Raw genomic sequence first — 18,970 nt, 5'->3', positions numbered from 1 at the left:
TCGAACACGTTCACGGAATGCATTCCCGTCCCGCCAGAACGCACTCATGTCCATTCGTCAATCAAAGAGAATCAAAGAGACGGATGCGCCGATGGGTTGGGGGGAAGTGAAGCCGAGTACACCCCGACCGTCCCCCGGTCGACCCCCGTGAGCGACCACGCGAAGGAGCCGCTGTGCACGACGACCGACCGCTGGTGGAGGAGCGCCTGGAACGCGCGCTGCGGCAGTTCATCAGGCCCGCCCAGTACGCGGCACGGGTGCCCCTCGCCCTGTCCGTGTGGCACGCGCCGGGCGAGCCGGTGCCCGTGGGCGAGGCCCTCGCGGAGACGTACGAGCCGTTCGAGGCCGGATCCGACTGGGGAAAGCCCTGGTCGACGAGCTGGTTCCGGCTGGAGGGCGAGGTGCCGCGGGAGTGGGAGGGTCGGCATGTGGAGGCGGTGATCGACCCCGGGTTCACCGGGGAGGGCCCCGGCTTCCAGGCGGAGGGCCTGGTGTACGACGCCTCGGGGGTGCCGCTGAAGGGCATTCACCCGCGCAACCGTCATGTGCCGGTGGCGTCCCGCGCGCGGGGCGGCGAGCCGGTGCGGCTGCTCCTGGAGGCGGCCGCCAACCCGACGGTGCTGCACGACTTCGTACCGACCCCGCTCGGCGACATCCTGACCGCGGGCGATCGGCCCATCTACCGATTCGCGGCTGCCGACCTCGCCGTACTGGACGAGGACGTCTGGCAGCTGATCCTGGACATCGAGGTCCTCGACGAGCTGATGCGGGAGCTGGACCCGGCCAGGCCGCGGCGGCACGAGATCCTGCGGGCCATCGAGGACATGCTGGACGCGCTCGATCTGCACGACGTGGCGGGGACCGCCGCCGCGGGCCGGGCCGCGCTGGCCGACGTGCTGTCCCGGCCCGCCGCCGCGAGCGCCCACCGCGTATCGGCTGCCGGGCACGCGCATATCGACTCGGCGTGGCTGTGGCCGCTGCGCGAGACGGTGCGCAAGGCGTCCCGTACGTTCGCCAATGTGACGGCGCTCGCGCGTGACTATCCGGAGCTGGTGTTCGCCTGCTCGCAGGCGCAGCAGTACGCGTGGGTGAAGGAGCACCAGCCGCACATCTGGGAGCGCATCAAGAAGGCCGTCACGGAGGGCAATTGGGCCCCGGTGGGGTCGATGTGGGTGGAGTCGGACGCCAATATGCCGGGCGGTGAGGCGCTGGCGCGGCAGATCGTGCACGGGAAGCGGTTCTTCCAGGAGGAGTTCGGGGTCGAGACGGAGGAGATCTGGCTGCCGGACTCCTTCGGATACACGGCTGCTTTCCCGCAGTTGGCGAAGCTCGCGGGCGTACGGTGGTTCCTCACCCAGAAGTTGAGCTGGAACCAGTCCAACAAGATGCCGCACCACACCTTCTGGTGGGAGGGCATCGACGGCACGCGCGTCTTCACGCACTTCCCGCCGGTGGACACGTACAACTCCCAGCTGCACGGCACCGAACTCGCCCACGCGGAGCGGAACTTCGCCGACAAGGGCCGTGCGACCCGCTCCCTGGTGCCGTTCGGATGGGGCGACGGCGGCGGCGGTCCGACCCGCGAGATGCTGGAGCGGGCGCGCCGCCTGCGCTCCCTGGAGGGCTCGCCGCGCGTCGAGGTCGAGCGCCCTTCGGCGTTCTTCGCGGCGGCCGAGGAGGAGTACGGCGAGCGGGCGCCGGTGTGGTCCGGTGAGCTGTATCTGGAGCTGCACCGGGCGACGTACACCTCGCAGGCGGCCACCAAGCGCGGCAATCGGCGCACCGAACACGCCCTGCGGGAGGCCGAGTTGTGGTGTGCGGCGGCCGCCGTGAAGGACGCGGCGTACGCGTATCCGTACGACGATCTGGACCGGCTGTGGAAGACGGTCCTGCTGCACCAGTTCCACGACATCCTGCCCGGCTCCTCCATCGCCTGGGTGCACCGCGAGGCCCGCGACACCTACGCCCGCGTCCTCGCCGAGCTGGACTCCCTCACCGCCGAGGCGGTACGCCACCTCGGCGGCGGCGAGGCCTCGGTGCTCAACTCCTCGCCGTACGAACGCAGCGAGGTCGTCGAGCACGAGGGGCGGCTCGTGCATGTGAACGTCGGCGGGCTCGGTGTGCGCGGGCTCGCGGAGGCTACGGGGCAGGAGCGGGAGGCAGGCGCCGTGACCTCGGCGACCCGCACCGGCCAGGAGATCGTGCTCTCCAACGAGCACCTGCGGGTCACCATCGACTCCGACGGCCTCCTCGCCTCCGTCCTCGACCGGGCCGCCGACCGTGAGGTCCTCGCCCCCGGCAGCCGCGGCAACCTCCTCCAGCTGCACCCCGACCACCCCACCCACTACGACGCGTGGGACCTCGACAAGCACTACCGCCACCGGCACACCGACCTCACCCGGGCCGAGTCCGTGGAGCTGGTCGAGGACGGGCCGCTGCGGGGCTCCGTGCGGGTCGTCCGGGTCTTCGGCGCCGGGTCGCGGATCACGCAGGAGCTGCGGCTCGCCGCGGGCAGCCGCCGCCTCGACGTCGTCACCGAAGTCGAGTGGCGCGAGTCGGAGAAGGTGCTCAAGGCCGCGTTCCCGCTGGACGTGCAGGCCGAACGGTCCGCCGCGGAGATCCAGTTCGGGCATGTGCAGCGGCCCACGCACGCCAACACCTCCTGGGACGCGGCGCGGTTCGAGATCTGTGCGCACCGGTGGTTGCGGGTGGCCGAGGAGGGCTACGGCGTCGCCGTCCTCAACGACTCCACCTACGGGCACGACGTGACCCGTGCCCCGCACGCCGAGGGGCTCGGCACCACCGTCCGGCTCACGCTGCTGCGCGCGCCCCACAGCCCCGACCCCGACACCGATGTCGGCACCCATCACTTCACCTACGCGCTGCTGCCCGGGGCCGAGACGGGGGACGCCGTCGCCGAGGGGCTCGCCCTGAACCTGCCGCTTCGGGTCGCGGCCGCGCCGGCTGTGGCGCCCCTCGTGCGGGTCGACCACCCCGGGGTGACCGTCGAGTCGGTCAAGCTCGCCGAGGATCGCAGTGGGGATGTCGTGGTGCGGCTGTACGAGTCCCGGGGCGGGCGCGCCCGGGCCGTCCTGACGACGTCGTTCCCCGTCACCCGGGCCGACGTCACCGACCTCCTGGAACGCCCCCTCCACCCTGCCCCCACCTCCGGCGCGGGCCTCCCCCTCACCCTCCGCCCCTTCCAGATCCTCACCCTCCGCCTCACCCCGGCATAGTCCTCGCGGGGCGCGGCCCCAGACCCCCGCTCCTCAAACGCCGGAAGGGCTATAGATAGCCCGTCCGGCGATTGAGGACGAGGCGCGAAGCGCCGATACGGGGTCCGGGGCGGAGCCCCGGTTTCGGTGAAGGGGCGGGCCTGGGGCGTCCCACGCGGGTCAAGGCCGCGGCACGTTGCGCAGGTTGGAGCGGGCCAGCTGCACCATGCGTCCCACCCCACCGTCGAGGACGATCTTGCTGGCGGAGAGGGCGAACCCGGTGACCATCTCCGAGCTGATCTTGGGCGGGATGGACAGGGCGTTGGGGTCGGTGACGATGTCGACGAGGGCGGGGCCCTTGTGGGCGAAGGCGTCCTTGAGGGCGCCCGCGAGCTGCTTGGGCTTCTCGACGCGGACGCCATAGGCCCCGGCGGCCCGGGCCACGGCGGCGAAGTCGGGGTTGTGGTTGCTGGTGCCGTACGAGGGCAGCCCCGCGACCAGCATCTCCAACTCCACCATCCCCAGGGACGAGTTGTTGAAGAGGACGACCTTCACCGGCAGGTCGTACTGGACGAGGGTGAGGAAGTCCCCCATCAGCATGGAGAAGCCGCCGTCGCCGGACATCGACACGACCTGCCGTTCGCGGTCGATGAACTGGGCGCCGATGGCCTGCGGCAGCGCGTTGGCCATCGAGCCGTGACTGAAGGAGCCGATGATGCGCCGCTTGCCGTTCGGGGAGAGATAGCGGGCGGCCCAGACGTTGCACATGCCGGTGTCGACGGTGAAGACGGCGTCGTCGGCGGCGAGGTCGTCGAGGACGGAGGCGACGTACTCGGGGTGGATCGGGATGTGCTTCTCGACCTTGCGGGTGTAGGCCTTCACCACGCCTTCGAGCGCGTCCGCGTGCTTCTTCAGCATCTTGTCGAGGAACTTGCGGTTCGACTTCGGCGAGACGCGCGGGGTGAGACAGCGCAGGGTCTCGCGCACGTCGCCCCAGACGGCGAGGTCCAGCTTCGAGCGGCGGCCGAGGTTCTCGGGGCGCACATCGACCTGGGCGATCTTCACGTCGTCGGGCAGGAAGGCGTTGTACGGGAAGTCGGTGCCGAGCAGGATCAGCAGGTCGCACTCGTGGGTGGCCTCGTACGCGGCGCCGTAGCCGAGCAGTCCGCTCATGCCGACGTCGTACGGGTTGTCGTACTGGATCCACTCCTTGCCGCGCAGGGCGTGCCCCACCGGTGACTTGATCTTCTCGGCGAACGCCATCACCTCGGCGTGCGCGCCCGCCGTGCCGCTGCCGCAGAACAGGGTGACCTTGTCGGCCTCGTCGATCATCGCGGCGAGCTTGTCGATCTCGGTGTCGCCGGGCCGTACGGAGGGCCGGGACGTCACGAGGGCGGTCTCGGCGGCCTTCTCCGGGGCGGGCTCGGAGGCGACGTCGCCGGGCAGCGACACCACGCTGACGCCGGAGCGGCCGACGGCGTGCTGGATGGCCGTCTGCACCAGGCGCGGCATCTGCTTGGGGCTGGAGATCAGTTCGCTGTAGTGACTGCACTCGCGGAACAGCTGGTCCGGGTGGGTCTCCTGGAAGTAGCCGAGGCCGATCTCGGAGGACGGGATGTGCGAGGCCAGGGCGAGGACCGGGGCCATGGAGCGGTGTGCGTCGTAGAGGCCGTTGATGAGGTGCAGGTTGCCGGGGCCGCAGGAGCCCGCGCAGGCGGCGAGGGAGCCGGTGATCTGGGCTTCCGCGCCGGCCGCGAACGCGGCGGTCTCCTCGTGCCTGACCTGGATCCAGTCGATCGCCTTGGTGCGGCGGATCGCGTCCACGACCGGGTTCAGGCTGTCCCCGACGACTCCGTAGAGGCGTTTGACTCCGGCGCGTACGAGGATGTCGACGAACTGTTCGGCGACGTTCTGCTTGGCCATCTCTTCATGCACCCCTTCGCTCTCGTTGGATCCATGAATTCACAGCGAGGGCGCTCACGCCTCCCAAACGGCGGCAGCGGTGCGATCGTCCGCGTATCCCTTCACCCGTACCTGGGTGTCGGCGAGGAACGCGGCGAGGCCGGGCGGGCCGCCCTCGGCCCATCTGCGGGTGAGGTGGCGGGACAGCTCCGGTTCGCCGCGCAGCGGCTCGGCGAGGCCGCCGCTGCACAGCAGGAGGGTGTCACCCGGGCGGGCGACGGAGGCCCGGAACCGGAACGGGTCGCGCGGCGGTGCGGGCGCGGGCTCGTAGGGGCTCGGGGGTGTGGTGATCCCCAGGTCCATGGTGAGCCGGTCGCCGTCGGGGGTCTCGGCGGGCGGTGAGCCGAAGCCGACGACGGGCTCGCCCGCCGTGTCCGCCGTGCGGGGCTCTATGTCCTGCCACTCGCCGCCGCGGAGCCGGAACAGGCCGCCCGCGCCGACGCCGAAGAACACGCGGGTGCGGCACTGGGGGTCGGCGGGCAGCAGCAGACAGCGCAGCGTCGCCGTGTACTCGTCCGGTTCCAGGCCGAGTTCGGCGGCGCGGGCGCGGAGCTTGCCGAGGCTGCGGTCGGTGAGGCGGTGCAGGCCCGACTTGAGGTCGCCGCGGCGCGCGGCGCGGATGTCCTGGGCGAGGCGGCTGTGGCTGCGGCCCACGGCGCGGCCGATCCAGGCGCAGGCGTCGGCCGCGGCCCGGTGCGCGCCCGGGGTGGCGCGGGCGCCGGTGGCCATGGCGACCAGGACGAGGGCGTCCTCGCCGGTGCCGAAGCGGGCGGTGAGCAGCGCGTCGCGGCGCGGCTCGCCCCGGAACCGGGCCGAGTCGCCGCGCACGGACGCGGCGCGCAGGGTGCTCGCCCCGTAGCGGGCCCCGTCGAGCACGGTGTCCGCGACCAGCTCGCCCAGGGCGTCCGGGTCGGCCACGGGCAGGCCCGTCGGCTCCGCCTCGTACGTCGGCGGCCCGTCCCCCACGTACGCGGGCACCCCGACCGGCACCTCCGTGTCGCCCCGCGCCGTCCCGTCGCCGTCACCGGTCCCGCTCATCGGACTCCCCTCGCTCGACGCCCGCCCCGCGTCCGTCGAGGCCCCCGCGGGCTCGATCTGCCGCCCCGAGGGAAACGTGACGGGCTCGGCGGAGACGACGGTGGCCGCCCAGGGGGCGGGGGCGCGGTAGGCGGGAGGGTGGTGGGGGCGGTCGGGGGGCGGTTCGGTGGGGAGTGCGGAGGAGGGTGGGGCGGGCGGTTCGGAGAGGGGTGGGGCGGGCGGTGACGCGGGGCGCTCAGGGGGTGCGGTACGCCCGGAGGGTGACGGGGGAACGGCGGGCTCGGGGGTGCCGTGGGTGGCGGGTGGGGAAGGTGATGGAGGCGGTGCAGGTGAGGCGGAGGAGGCCGTGCTCGGCGGGCGGCGGGAGGGCTCGGGGGGCGCGGGCCGGGGTGTCTCCGTCGCCGGGTGGCGGGGTGGCTCGGGGGGCGCGGGCGGGGGTGGTTCCGGGGCCGGGGGCCGGGCTGGTTCCGGGGCCGGAGGCCGGGGCGGTTCCGGGGCCGGGGGCCGGGCTGGCTCCGGGGCCGGGCGTCGGGGCGGCTCCGGGGCCGGGCGTCGGGGCGGCTCCGGGGCCGGGGGCCGGGGTGGCTCGGGCCTCGGCGGCCGGGGCGGCTGCGGGGGTTCGGGTGTGGGGCGTCGGGGTGGCCGAGGGGTCGATGGGGTCAACCATTCCGGGAGGTCCTGGCGTTGGCCGGGGGCGGGCTCGCGCTCGGCCGGGTCGGCGTCGCGCTGCCCGGGGACGGCGTCGCTCTCCGCGTGGACCGATGCGGCGTCCTGGCCCTGAGCACGGGCCGAAGCGGCATCCTGCCCCCGAGCCGACGCCGTGCCCCCGGGCACTTCACCCCGTTGCCCCGGAACTCCCAGCGGTCCGGAGCCCCCGGCACCGTGCGCGTCACGGCCGTCCGCATCGGCCCCCGCACCCGCCCCGCCGCCCTCGGCGCCCTCAGCGCCCCCGGAGGCCCCGTCCCCGTCCGCCACCGTGTCCGACGCCGAAGCGAAGCGGTCGTCCAGGGTGTCGGCGGCCTTGGCCGGGCCCGTGTCGTCCTTCGACTCGTCGTACAACTGGCCCCACCAGTCGTCCTCCTGACCGGAACGGGCCCCGTGACCGGTGTGCCTCTCCCCCTGCTGGCTCATGCCCCTATTGTCCACCGCACAGGGCGTACGAAAACGGTGCATCAAGAAATTCCGGCCCGCACGGGCGGGGGTGGCCCCGGGTGGCGCACGAAGCGCCGGGCGGCCCCACCCCCCACGGGAGGACCGCCCGACGCAGGGGGACACCTTGGCAGACCGGCGGGTGCTGCGGGGATGATGTTCGCGGCGGGTTTACGCCGTGGCCGCTTTCCGCCACGGAGACGCGGACGCGCCAGGACGATCGGGAGGCCCGGCCTGCCCGGAACGCATCGGGGAGGGACGTCGCCGCATGCTGGCTGCGATAGGTCTGGACGAGACGCACGAGGCGGCGTACCGCGCGCTGGTGTCGGTGGGCGCCGCCGACGTGCCCGACCTGGCGCGCCGGCTCACGCTGGGCGAGCCGGAGACCGAGCGTGCCCTGCGCCGCCTGGAGCGGCACGGTCTGGCCGCGCAGGCCTCGGGCCGGGCGGGCCGCTGGGTGGCCGCGCCGCCCGGGGTGGCCCTCGGCGCGCTGCTCACCCAGCACCGGCACGAGCTGGAGAAGGCCGAGCTGGCGGCGACGCTGCTCGCCGAGGAGTACCGGGCGCGGGCCGCCGAGCCCACCGTGCACGACCTGGTCGAGGTGGTGACCGGCGCGGCCGCCGTCTCCCAGCGCTTCCTCCAGCTCCAGCTCGGCGCGAGCCGCGAGGTGTGCGCGCTGGTGACGGGCAGGCCGGTGGCGGTCACGGGCGTCGAGAACGACGCGGAGGAGCAGGCCGCGAACCGGGGCGTGCGCTACCGCGTGGTCATCGAGCGCGAGGTGCTCGCCGCGCCCACGGGGCTGATGGAGGTCGCGGCGGCCATGCGGCGCGAGGAGCGGATCCGGGTCGCCGACCGCGTACCGACGAAGCTGGTGGTCGCCGACGGCACCCTCGCGATGGTGCCGCTGACGTCGCGGACGGCGGAGCCCGCCGCGCTCGTGGTGCACGCGAGCGGCCTCCTGGAGTCCCTGACGGGCCTGTTCGAGGCGGTGTGGCGGACGGCTCTCCCGCTGCGCCTCGGCGAGGACGACGCGGTGCGCGAGGCGGGCGCGGACGGGCCGGACGGCACGGACCTGGAGGTCCTCTCGCTGCTCCTCGCGGGGATGACCGACGCCAGCGTCGCCAAACAGCTCGATCTGGGGCTGCGGACCGTGCAGCGCCGGGTCAAGCGGCTGATGGAGCTGACCGGCGTGACGACCAGGCTCCAGCTCGGCTGGCACGCGTACGAACGCGGCTGGGTGGCCCGCGAGGCGGGCCCCGGGCCCGTCGCGGCGCTCCCGGCCCCGACCGCCCCGACGGACACCGCCACGGCCCTCGGGACCGACCCCGACGCGAGCCCCCAGGACTGACCCCGACCTGCGGTTTCGTACCCGCTCCTGCACTCTGGGCAGATGGGAGCGTGGGAACTCCTGCTGGTCGGCGTCGTGATGCTGCTCGGCCTGTGCGGAGTGCTGGTGCCCGGCGTACCGGGGTCCTGGCTCGTGTGGGCCGGGACCGCGTGGTGGGCGCTTCAGGAGCCGAAGGGGCTCGCCTGGGGCGTCCTCGTCGGCGCGACCCTGGTGCTCCTGCTGTCCCAGGCCGTGCGCTGGCAGCTGCCGCCGCGGCGGCTGCGGGAGTCGGGGGCGACCCACCGGATGGCCGCGTACGCGGGTGGGGGCGCCCTGCTCGGCTTCTGCGTGCTGCCGGTGGTCGGCGCGCTGCCGGGGTTCGTCGGCGGGATGTATCTGGCGGAGCGGATACGGCTTGGCGGGCGCGGGGAGGCGGTGACGGCGATGCGGACGGCGCTGCGGGCCGGGGGGTGGAGCGTGTTCGTGGAGCTGTTCGCGTGCCTGCTGATCGTGGGGGCGTGGGTGGGGGCGGAGGTGTGGGGCGGCTGATGCGGCGCAGGGCCTGAGGCCGCGCAGTACCTGAGACCGCGCAGGGCCTGAGACCGCACAGTGCGTGGGACCGCCCCGCGCCTGATTTACATCCGACCTCTCCCGACTCGTTGTACGAGGGCCCGTTCCTGGGCAACGGCTTCCTCGGCTCCGGGATCTACGCGGAGCCGGGCCGCGAGAAGGCGGCCGTCCGGTTCAATGTGCAGCACTCCGAGGTGCAGGACCTCCCCCGAGCTCTTAATGAGCAGGGGGCACCCCCATCCCGGAGTTCGGCTCGCTCTTCGGGCTCGCCCGGCTGCCGATCGGCCACTTCGCCCTGGAGCCCGTCGGGGCGATCACCGGCGTCGACCGGCGGCTGCGGCTGCGCGACGCCGAGCTGACGGGGACGCTCACCACGGACCGGCACGCTCCGCGGCGGCCGTGCAGCCGCTGCTCGCCGGTGGGCAGCACGTCACCGCCTGGCGGGATGCCCCGGTGATGGCGACCTGCGGGCCCTGGCTTGAGCCGACGCCCTGGCGGAACCTGAACGTGCAGTTGGAGCACTGGCTGATCCACGGCTCCAATCACCTCGAACTCGACGCCGTCACGCGGGCGTTGAGCGAGTTCCGGGACAATCTGGCCAAGAAGGTCACCGCGCCCTACCGCGCGGACTCCCTCGGCGTGCCGCGCACCACCGACACCCGGACACCCGCCGAGAAGGCGCTGATCGAGAAGTCCCTCGCGCACTGGGTGGGCTTCGAAGGCGCCCTGCAGGGCTACACGTTCACGGGTGCGGCGTCGATCTCGGCGCTGCCCGGCAAGGGCGACGACGCGCTCATGTATCTGGGGCGGCCGATGAGCCGCTTCACCCAGGCGAACACCATGTACAAGGAGTCGGGGCCGGTCATCGAGACCCCACTGTCGGCCGCGCAGTCGCTGCACGACATGGTGTGCCAGTCCTGGGGCGATGTCATACGCGTCTTTCCCGCACTGCCCGCCGCGCGGCCGGACCTGGTGGTCCACGACTTCCGCACCCAGGGGGCGTTCCTGCTCAGCGCGGTGCGCGAGCAGGGGGGCGACGCGGTGGGTGCGCCTGGTGAGCGAGGCGGGTGCGCCGCCCGGTGAAACCCGGTGCCGACGCCCCGAGATGGGGCCCGCCCGCGAACTGACTAGGCGTTGACACGGGGAGCCGAAGCGACTTAGGTATGCCTTACCTAAGTCGAGGCCCGCTCGGGCGTGCCTCGTCCCTGACACCCAGAGAGGTGCCGTCCACCATGCCCACCCGCACTCACGTCCGCGCCTGCGTCACCGCCCTCGCCGCCGCCGCGCTCACCGCCGCCTTCGCCGGATCCGCGGCGGCGGCCGACGTCACGGCCAAGCGCACCATCACCGACGGCGGCAAGACGTACCAACTCCAGCTGACCGGCCCGGACACCGCGTCGGCTGCGGGCGCCAACGTCACGGTCTCCGGCACCGGTTACAACACCGGGCAGGGCGTGTACGTCGGCCTGTGCGCCGTCAACGGAGCGCCCGGCGCCAACAAGCCGACGCCGTGCCTCGGCGGCCAGGACCAGTCCGGCACGACCGGCGCCTCGCACTGGGTGTCCAACGTCGGCGGCGGCACCGTGCCGAACAGCTCCCGCTTCGGCGCGGGCGGCACGTTCTCCGTGAAAATCCACGTGAAGGCCGACCTGGGCAACGGCCAGGTGTGCGGCGAGACCGTGGAGTGCGCGATCGTGACGCGCGCCGACCACTTCGACTCCGGCGACCGCAAGTACGACGTGCACATCCCGGTCACCTTCCAGTAGGCCGGACGACAACGCGATGAGACGCACCTCGCTGCTGACCGCGTCGGCGCTGACGCTCGCCACCCTCAGCACGGGCTTCGCGCCCGCGGCCCCCGGGGGCACCGACTCCGCGGAGGAGAAGGTGAGTTACCGGCGCACGGGCGACTTCACGACGGCCGGAAAACCGCTCGACGTCACGATCCACCCCGAGTCGAAGAAGCTGTACGTCGGCTCCGACGACGACGCGGGGACGGCGGACGTCAACGAGATGGGGCTGTACGTGCTCGACCGGGTCAGCGGCGCGGTGCGCGGCCGGACCGCCAAGGCGCCCGGCGCGAACGGCGTGCCGCGCGAGTCGGCCGTCCGCAAGATCGCCGCGCCGCTGCCCGGCGACGGCGTGGTCTTCCACTATCCGCTCAAGGGCCTCGGCACGGCCAAGGACGGCGACCAGGAGGCCAAGGGCGTCTGGCTCGCGGGCGCCAAGGTCACCGACGTCGGGCCCGGAGTCACGGACGGGACGACGCTGGTGGCACAGGGCGCCGTCCTGACGGAGGTCGAGACGGCCACGGGGGCGTCCGAACGGACGCTGACGCTGCCGGGCGCCGGACAGTTCGCCGTGGACACCGGACGCGAGGCGGTGTGGTCGGCGGACCTCGCGCAGAACAAGCTGTACCGGATCGACACCACGTCCTTCACCGTCACCAAGACCGTCGAACTCCCCGTCACGGAAGGGACGGAGGGCTTCACCGCCGTCGACCCGGCGACCGGCTCGGTGTGGGTCGGCCGGCAGGACAAGGTGATGGTGTTCGACGCGGACGGCGCGGCGCGCGGCACCGTCGCCGGCAAGGACCTGGCGCGGGACGTGGCCTTCGACGGCTCCCGGGCGTACGTCGCCCGGCAGGACGTCGGCGACCCGGGCGCGCCCGACTACGACGGCCGGGGCTCGCTGACCGTCCTCGACACCGACACCCTGAAGCCGGTCGCCGAGCCGGTCGCCCTTCCCGGCAACGAGGCCCAACTCGGCTACGCCGCCGTGGCGGTGGCCCCGGGCGGCGGAGAGGTGTTCGTGACGAGCCCGGCCCAGGGCCGGATCACCCGGATCGAACGGAACACCCCGCCGAAGGTCACCGCGTCGCCCGCCGACGTGACGGCCGACGACGGCGCCGAGGTCACGCTCACCGCGCGCGCCGAGGGCTCCCCCGAGCCCACCGTGGTCTGGCAGCGGAGCACGGACGGCGGCGGTTCCTGGACCGCGGTCGAGGGCGCCACGAAACCCTCGTACACCTTCACCGCCCGCGCGCGGCAGGACGGGCACCGCTACCGCGCCGAGTTCAGCAACGACGCCGGTACGGCGCACTCGGAGCCCGCCGCACTCAAGGTGCGCGCGAAGCCGGGCGACGAGGGCTCGGCGACCGGTCCCGAAGGCCAGCGGCTCACCGTCACTCCGGTCAAGGAACTCGCCCTCAAAAAACAGAAGTTGACTGTCACCGGCTCGGGCTACGACGAGAAGAAGGGCATCTACGCGGCCCTGTGCGTCGACAACGGGCCGGGCAGGACACCGACGCCCTGCGTGGGCGGCGCGGCCACGGACGGCGGCTCCAAGGCGTCGGCGTGGATCTCGAACAACCCGCCGCCGCACGGCGCGGACCTGGCCGTCCCCTACGGCAAGGACGGCTCGTTCAAGGTCGAGTTGACCGTCGACGCCAAGGACGGCTCCACGGACTGCCGCACCACGCGCTGCGTCCTCGCCACCCGCGCGGACCACACCCGGCCGGGCGACCGCTCGCAGGACGTCCGGGTGCCGGTGACCTTCGCCGACGGCGATGGTGACGGGCCCGGGGACGGCGACGGCGGCGATGGCGGGGCGGACGACGGCGGCTCCGACAGGGACGGCTCGGCAGGCGGCTCCGACTCCGGCGGGGCCGGGGACGCGGGCGACTCCGGCACGACGGGATCCGGCGGCTCCGGCGGTGCCGTCGGCGGCACCGGCAGCGCCGGGTCGGGCGGCAGCCTGGCCTCCACCGGGCAGACCGTCGGCGGCGCGGCGGCACTCGCGGCGGCGCTGACGGCGGCGGGCTGGTACGCGATGCGACGGGCCCGCCGGGGAACCGGCGGCCTGGGCGGGGCGGGGTGAACCCGCCCGTCTCCCCTACGCCGTGAGCAGCCGGGCGTCTTCCACGTGCGCCTCCGCCTGTCCCGTACGCAGATGACGTACCGCGTACGAACGCCAGGGCCGCCACGCGTCGGACACCGGCTCGCCCGGCGGCGCCACGTCCGGGTCGCCGAGGGCCCGCGTCCGGATGGTCGCGGCGGCCACGGCATCCACCCCGGCCACCGCGCGCAGCTGCCGCTCGGCGTCGTCGCGGTCGGCGCCCGCGTCCAGGCGCACCGTGCCGTCGGCGAGGGCCGCCGCGAGCGGGAGCCGTCCGGCGAGGGCCTCCGGCGCGGGGAAGACATGGGTGAGCGTGCCGCACGGCGACGACAGCGGCGTGCCGTGCTCGGCGACGAGCCGCCGCGCCTGCTCCCTGCCGACGACCGCGCGCACCGCGAACTCCTCCGGGTCGGCCGCGCCCGGCGATCGCAGGCCGGGACGGGCCCGGACGAGGGGGGCGAGGCGGGGGTCGGCGGACAGGCGCTCGTCGACGGCGTACGGGTCGGCGTCCAGGTCGAAGAGGCCGCGCAGGCGCTGCACGGCGGTGGTCAGGTCGCGCAGGTCGGTGAGGTGGAGGCGGGCCTCCAGCCAGCCGCAGCGGTGGCTGTCGGAGCCCTTGCGCGCGTCGCGCTCCTCGACGGCGACGATCCCGGAGGCGTACGGCAGCCGCATGGTGCGCCGGTATGTGCGGGCGCCGCGCGGCCCGCTGACGTCCTCCACGCCGGGCAGCGCCTCGTGGGCGAGCAGGTCGAAGACGGCGGCGGCCTGGTAGGGGCCACGGTGGGCGAGGCGCAGCGGGATCCCCGCGGAGGGGGTGCCGCGGCCGCCGCCCCGCTTGGGCGCGGCGGCGCGCAGGGCGGTGGGCGTCAGCTCGTACACGGCACGGATGGTGTCGTTGAACTGCCGGACGCTGGCGAACCCGGCGGCGAACGCGATCTCCGTGACCGGCAGGTCGGTGGTCTGGAGCAGCACGCGGGCGGTGTGCGCGCGCTGGGCGCGGGCGAGCGCGACCGGGCCCGCGCCCAGCTCGGCGGTGAGCTGGCGCTGGACCTGGCGGGCGCTGTAGCCGAGGCGGACGGCGAGGCCGCCGACGCCCTCGCGGTCGACGACGCCGTCCCCGATCATCCGCATGGCCCGGCCGACCACGTCGGCGCGGACGTTCCACTCGGCGGAGCCGGGCACGGCGTCGGGGCGGCAGCGGCGGCAGGCGCGGAAGCCGTTGCTCTGCGCGGCGGCGGCCGTCGGGTAGTAGCGGACGTTCTGGCGCTTGGGCGTGACCGCCGGGCAGCTCGGCCGGCAGTAGATGCCGGTCGTCTCGACGGCGAAGAAGAACTCGCCGTCGAAACGGGCGTCGCGGCTGCGGACGGCCTCGTACCTGGTGTCTTGGTCACTCACGTCATCCAGTGTGAGCCGGGTGGGGCATCGGGGCTAGCGGGAATCGGACGTCATGTTCACCACCCTGGTGCGGGGCGCGGTGCCGTGCCCCGCGAGGGGCGCGGGGAACTGCGCGACCAGCCCCCACCGCCCCACAGGCAGAATCACCGCGCCCCCGCCGCACCTGCTCAGCGCAGGCGCCCCCGCTTGGCCTCCATGGCGGCCTTCCCCTCGGCCCCGCGCCGCTTCCACTCGCGGCGCATGTCGGCCCGCACCCGGGCGTCGGTCTTGGCGACGATGCGCTGGTTCTCCCGGATCAACTTGCGGTAGCTGTCGAGCCGCCGCTCAGGGAGCGTGCCGTCCTCCAGGGCGGCGAGCACCGCGCAGCCGGGCTCCGCGACATGCGCGCAGTCCTGGAAGCGGCACCCCTCGCCGAGCTCCTCGATCTCGGCGAAGACCTGGCCGACGCCGGTCCCGGCGTCGTAGAGGCCGACGCCCCGCAGCCCCGGCGTGTCGATGAGGACACCGCCGCCGGGCAGGACGAGGAGGTTGCGGGTGGTGGTGGTGTGCCGCCCCTTGCCGTCGACGTCACGGATCGCCTGGACGTCCATGATGTCGGCCCCGGCGAGCGCGTTGGCGAGGGTCGACTTGCCCGCGCCGGACTGCCCGAGGAGCACCGACGTACCGCCGGAGAGGACCGCGGCGAGGACGTCGACGCCGTCGCCGTCGGCGGCGCTGACGGGCAGCACCTGCACGCCGGGCGCGGTCGTCTCCACGTCCTCGACGAGGTACGACAGGGCGGTGGCGTCGGGCACGAGGTCGGCCTTGGTGAGGACGACGACGGGCTGGGCGCCGGACTCCCAGCCGAGCGCGAGGAACCGCTCGATGCGGCCGAGGTCGAGCTCGGCGGCCAGGGACACCGCGATCACGGCGTGGTCGACGTTGGCCGCGAGGATCTGCCCCTCGGACCGCTTGGACGAGGTGGACCGCACGAACGAGGTGCGGCGCGGCAGGTAGGCCCGCACATAGCGGGGGTCGCCGCCGGCCGGGTCGACGGCCGCCCAGTCGCCGGTGCAGATGACCCTGAGGGGGTCGTGCGGGGTGACGTACGTCGTGTCGGCGCGGATGACGCCTTCCTCGGTGACGACGAGGTCGCAGCTGCCGCGGTCGACGCGGACGACGCGTCCGGGGAGCAGCCCCTGCGCCGCGTACGGGGCGAAGGCGGCGGCCCAGTCCTCGTCCCAGCCGTACGGCACGAGGGAGGACACCGCGGACTCGGGGAGAGCCGACTCGGAGAAGGCCGACTCGGCGGGAGCCGAAGAGGCCGAGGAAGCAGAAGAAGCAGAAGACGAACGGAAAGCGGAGGAAGACAAGGGGAACCCTTCACAGGGTGGCCCCGGCCCACGCGCCGGACGGGCGCGGCGAAGGACGAGAGAGGTCAGCCGGAGACCACGGAGGTGGTGTGGATGATCGTCTGGATGCGGGCAGCACCGTTCGCAACGACAGCCATGAATCACACCTCCTGGGAACCTGCTCAGCCGACTACGGCGGTCGCGTCTCGCTTCCGCCGAGGAACGCGTTGACTTTAACTCCAGCCTCCGACGGGCCGCCACCTCTTTTTTCGCCCACCCGATCCCCGCCCGCACCACACCTCACACCAACGAGGGCGACGGCACCCCAACCACACCCAACTCCCCCTCCACACAGCCGAGTTGGCGCTCCGATCCAGTCGCGCCCTACCCCTGACAGGCCCCCGTACCGCCGATATGCTGGTTGGCTCTCTCTCGGGCGGAGCACTTACGGGGGACGTATGACGACGCCTGAATCACCCACCACACCCCATCCGGGCATCGAACTGCCGGACCGCACCGCGACGCGGCGGCTGTGCGCCGGGGTCTACCTGGACCCCGAGTTCCGCGACGCCGTCCTGCACCGGGTGTACAACGCCCGCAAGCGCCGGGTCGCGCCGTCGTACGGCTACGACCTCGTGCCCGTCGTGACGCACGCGTGGCGTGCCTGGTGGCTGTCCACCATCGGCGACGCCGTGCTGCTCACGCTGTGCTGCGCGGCGATCCTGCTGTACCCGCTCCCGGCGCTGCTCGCCGCCGTCGCCCTCTTCGACATCGGCCTCGTGGCCGCGCTGGCCACCAACGCCCTGCGCTCCGTCCGGGCCCTGGGACACAGGTACACCAACGCACCGGACCCGGACCCGGACTCCGACACGGACACGGACACGGACGCGCCCCAGTGGCGCAGGACCCTCGGCTACGACCTCGTCATCGCCGCCCTGGTCACCGTGGGCGTGGTCGTGGGCGTCAGGGGGAGCGCGGGCGACGGCGCCTTCCTCACGGCCACCGCCATCGCCCTGGCCCTCTGCGCCGTCCTCGCGGTGCTCGGCACGCTGCGCCAGCTCGCCGTGAACCGGCTGCGCGCCCATGGCACGGATCCGCGCCGTCCGCGCGCCCGCGGCCGACTGGCGGTGATAGAGAGCCAGCAGCGCCACCCCCTGGTGGTGTACTCGGGCGCGATCCCCTTCGTCGGCAGCGGCAGCGGCCTGCGCACCTGGTCGTTCGCGCAGCGCCTGATCGAGGCCAAGCCGTTCGGCATCGACAAGGCCGACAGGGACATCGAGTTCGAGAAGAAGCCGTTCGCCACCCGGGAGCTGGTGGAGGAACTGCGGCGCGCGATCACGGCCCTCGACACCGAGGAGGACCCCGAGACCCGGCTGCCGGGACTGCGGGTGCTCGACTCCCTCTTCGTGGCGGGCCGTTACGCGCGCGGTTACGCGGACGACCTGGAGCCCGACGCCCGTGCCGGGCTCGTCGACCGGGTCCTAGACCGCCCGCAGGAGACGGTCCGGCACTATCTGACGTGCCAGGTGGAGTCCTGGGGCGGCGAAGTGGTGACCACCGTCTTCGTCCATGTGTCGCTGCAAGGGCGCACGATGTACATCGAGTTCAGCAGCCGGGCGCTCGCACCGACCCGCCTCGCCTACCAGGTCGTCGACACCATCGGCGGGACGGGCACCCTGGCGACGCTGCGCGCGGCCGCGCTGCACGGCGGCCGCATCCGGGACATCGCGCTGGCGCCGCTGCGGCTGCTGCGGGCGCCGCTGCCCCTGCTCGGCGCGCTGGGCGCGGGGAGCGATGCCACCGTGGCGCAGCTCAAGCGGGGGCGGGACATCGGCGCCGACTGCAGCGCGCGCGAACTGGCGGCCATCGGCGCCGACGAGAACTACTTCCAGACCTTCGACGTCGTGAAGCACCTGAAGATCATCGAGCAGCGGCTCCTGTCGACCGTCGGCGACTACCTGACCGAGCGCGGTGTGGATACCTCCGAGTTCCGGCGGCGGGCGACGGCCATCCTCAACAACGGGGTCATCAGCACCGGCTCCGGCAACCAGATCGACCTGACCGACGTGGCCATGGGCGACAGCACCAGCGTCAGCAAGTGATCCCGGGAGGAACACCGTGGGGAACAACGGGATCATCAGCACCGGCTCCGGCAACCGGATCAATGTCTCCGATGTCGCCATGGGCGAGGGCACCAGCCTGACGCGCTCCCCCGCGAGCGGCCCCGAGAGCGCCCAGCCCCCGCCCGGCCCCGGCCCGGAGACCTGGGACCTCGGCGTCGTCACCGTCCTGTCCGTGGAGACCCGCGCCCTCATCGCCGCGCTGTCCCGGCGCGGCACGCAGCGCAAGCTGGTCAGCGCGCGCCGCGGACGGTTCCGCGAGTTCCGCTGGATCGACGCGGGCCGCCCCGTGCACGTCGTCGTCACCCAGACACTGCGCCCGGGCCAGCTGTCGGCGGGCAGCGCGGTGACGGCCCTGCGCGACGCGTACGCCCCGCGCTTCCTCGCCCTCGTCGGCATCGCCGGGGCCGTCGACCCGGGCCTGGGCCTGGGGGACGTCGTCGTGGCGGAGGAGGTCGTGCACTACGAACCCCGCAAGGTGACGCCCGAGGGGATACGCCGACGCGGCCGCAGCCACCCGGTGGCCGCCGAGGTGCAGCACGCCGTCAACGACTTCTTCACGGAGCACGACGAGCCCTGGCGGCTGCCCTGGTCCGAGGAGCACCGGACCCTGCGCGGCCTGATCGGCTCGGGCGAGGCCGTGCTCGCCGACACCGACGCGGCCGAGCGCGCCTATCTGCGCCAGTACAACGAGAAGGTCCTCGCCGTGGAGACGGAGGGCGCGGGCCTCGCCGAGACCGTGTACGCGGGCCCCGCCGACGGCCGCGCCCCCGAGCCGTGGCTGCTGGTCCGGGGCATGTCGGACGCGGCGGGCCCCGACAAGGACGACCGCCACCACGCCGTCGCCGCCCGCAACGCGGCGGAGGTCTTCTGCGCCCTGCTCCCCCACCTGCTGTGAGACCGGGGTGAACCCGCCGCGCCCCTGCCCCTGACCCCGCACGCACGCATGCACGCACGCACGCATCG

12 protein-coding genes are annotated in these 18,970 nt (G+C 73.7%); 8 read left to right on the top strand and 4 right to left on the bottom strand.

Going from position 1 to position 18,970, the window contains the following annotated elements:
- Window positions 1–173: 173 nt before the first annotated feature.
- Window positions 174–3,236 (top strand): alpha-mannosidase, encoded by a 3,063-nt coding sequence (locus ACZ6AA_RS38060; protein WP_468461501.1) that lies wholly within the window; start codon window positions 174–176, stop codon window positions 3,234–3,236.
- Between the two features lie 159 nt (window positions 3,237–3,395).
- Here ACZ6AA_RS38060 and ACZ6AA_RS38055 read toward each other — a convergent pair whose 3' ends face one another.
- Window positions 3,396–5,138, bottom strand: coding sequence for a pyruvate dehydrogenase (locus ACZ6AA_RS38055; protein WP_468461499.1), 1,743 nt, complete (start codon window positions 5,136–5,138; stop codon window positions 3,396–3,398).
- Between the two features lie 54 nt (window positions 5,139–5,192).
- A complete protein-coding gene (locus ACZ6AA_RS38050) occupies window positions 5,193–6,878 on the bottom strand; it encodes a protein phosphatase 2C domain-containing protein (protein WP_471463089.1) in 1,686 nt (561 codons plus the stop codon).
- A 754-nt stretch (window positions 6,879–7,632) separates the two neighbouring features.
- Between ACZ6AA_RS38050 and ACZ6AA_RS38045 the strand changes: the two genes are divergently transcribed.
- From ACZ6AA_RS38045 to ACZ6AA_RS38025, 5 genes are all read left to right on the top strand, one after another.
- Window positions 7,633–8,712 (top strand): helix-turn-helix domain-containing protein, encoded by a 1,080-nt coding sequence (locus ACZ6AA_RS38045; RefSeq protein ID WP_468483670.1) that lies wholly within the window; start codon window positions 7,633–7,635, stop codon window positions 8,710–8,712.
- Between the two features lie 42 nt (window positions 8,713–8,754).
- Window positions 8,755–9,240 (top strand): DUF456 domain-containing protein, encoded by a 486-nt coding sequence (locus tag ACZ6AA_RS38040; protein ID WP_471463024.1) that lies wholly within the window; start codon window positions 8,755–8,757, stop codon window positions 9,238–9,240.
- 420 nt (window positions 9,241–9,660) lie between these two features.
- The gene (locus ACZ6AA_RS38035; protein WP_471463022.1) at window positions 9,661–10,344 is read left to right on the top strand and encodes a hypothetical protein; all 684 of its coding nucleotides are present in this window, start codon (window positions 9,661–9,663) and stop codon (window positions 10,342–10,344) included.
- 149 nt (window positions 10,345–10,493) lie between these two features.
- Window positions 10,494–11,027, top strand: coding sequence for a hypothetical protein (locus tag ACZ6AA_RS38030; protein ID WP_468461493.1), 534 nt, complete (start codon window positions 10,494–10,496; stop codon window positions 11,025–11,027).
- Window positions 11,028–11,043: 16 nt separating this feature from the next.
- Window positions 11,044–13,140 carry an immunoglobulin domain-containing protein gene (locus ACZ6AA_RS38025; RefSeq protein WP_471463020.1) on the top strand — a complete coding sequence of 699 codons (2,097 nt, stop codon included), beginning with the start codon at window positions 11,044–11,046 and terminating at the stop codon, window positions 13,138–13,140.
- 15 nt (window positions 13,141–13,155) lie between these two features.
- Here ACZ6AA_RS38025 and ACZ6AA_RS38020 read toward each other — a convergent pair whose 3' ends face one another.
- Together ACZ6AA_RS38020 and rsgA are read right to left on the bottom strand one after the other, a co-directional pair.
- Window positions 13,156–14,553 carry a bifunctional transcriptional activator/DNA repair enzyme AdaA gene (locus tag ACZ6AA_RS38020; RefSeq protein WP_468461489.1) on the bottom strand — a complete coding sequence of 466 codons (1,398 nt, stop codon included), beginning with the start codon at window positions 14,551–14,553 and terminating at the stop codon, window positions 13,156–13,158.
- Window positions 14,554–14,720: 167 nt separating this feature from the next.
- Entirely contained in the window at window positions 14,721–15,800 is a 1,080-nt protein-coding gene (rsgA, locus tag ACZ6AA_RS38015) for a ribosome small subunit-dependent GTPase A (RefSeq protein WP_468461595.1), read from the bottom strand.
- Between the two features lie 542 nt (window positions 15,801–16,342).
- Here rsgA and ACZ6AA_RS38010 point away from each other — a divergent pair.
- Window positions 16,343–17,986 (top strand): hypothetical protein, encoded by a 1,644-nt coding sequence (locus ACZ6AA_RS38010; protein WP_468483672.1) that lies wholly within the window; start codon window positions 16,343–16,345, stop codon window positions 17,984–17,986.
- Between the two features lie 16 nt (window positions 17,987–18,002).
- On the top strand, window positions 18,003–18,902 hold the full coding sequence (locus ACZ6AA_RS38005; RefSeq protein WP_471463018.1) for a 5'-methylthioadenosine/S-adenosylhomocysteine nucleosidase family protein: 900 nt from the start codon (window positions 18,003–18,005) through the stop codon (window positions 18,900–18,902).
- Window positions 18,903–18,970 lie beyond the last annotated feature (68 nt).

This window comes from Streptomyces sp. NPDC040610, from assembly GCF_055594065.1.
Note: the sequence above shows the minus strand (reverse complement) of the source record. Positions and strands in the feature narration are given on the sequence as shown.

Excerpts from the sequence above, each read along its gene's own strand:
- ACZ6AA_RS38040 (WP_471463024.1), top strand. The coding sequence starts at position 8,755 with ATGGGAGCGTGGGAACTCCTGCTGGTCGGCGTCGTGATGCTGCTCGGC.
- ACZ6AA_RS38025 (WP_471463020.1), top strand. The coding sequence starts at position 11,044 with ATGAGACGCACCTCGCTGCTGACCGCGTCGGCGCTGACGCTCGCCACC.
- ACZ6AA_RS38045 (WP_468483670.1), top strand. The coding sequence starts at position 7,633 with ATGCTGGCTGCGATAGGTCTGGACGAGACGCACGAGGCGGCGTACCGC.
- ACZ6AA_RS38010 (WP_468483672.1), top strand. The coding sequence starts at position 16,343 with ATGACGACGCCTGAATCACCCACCACACCCCATCCGGGCATCGAACTG.
- ACZ6AA_RS38030 (WP_468461493.1), top strand. The coding sequence starts at position 10,494 with ATGCCCACCCGCACTCACGTCCGCGCCTGCGTCACCGCCCTCGCCGCC.
- ACZ6AA_RS38055 (WP_468461499.1), bottom strand. The coding sequence starts at position 5,138 with ATGGCCAAGCAGAACGTCGCCGAACAGTTCGTCGACATCCTCGTACGC.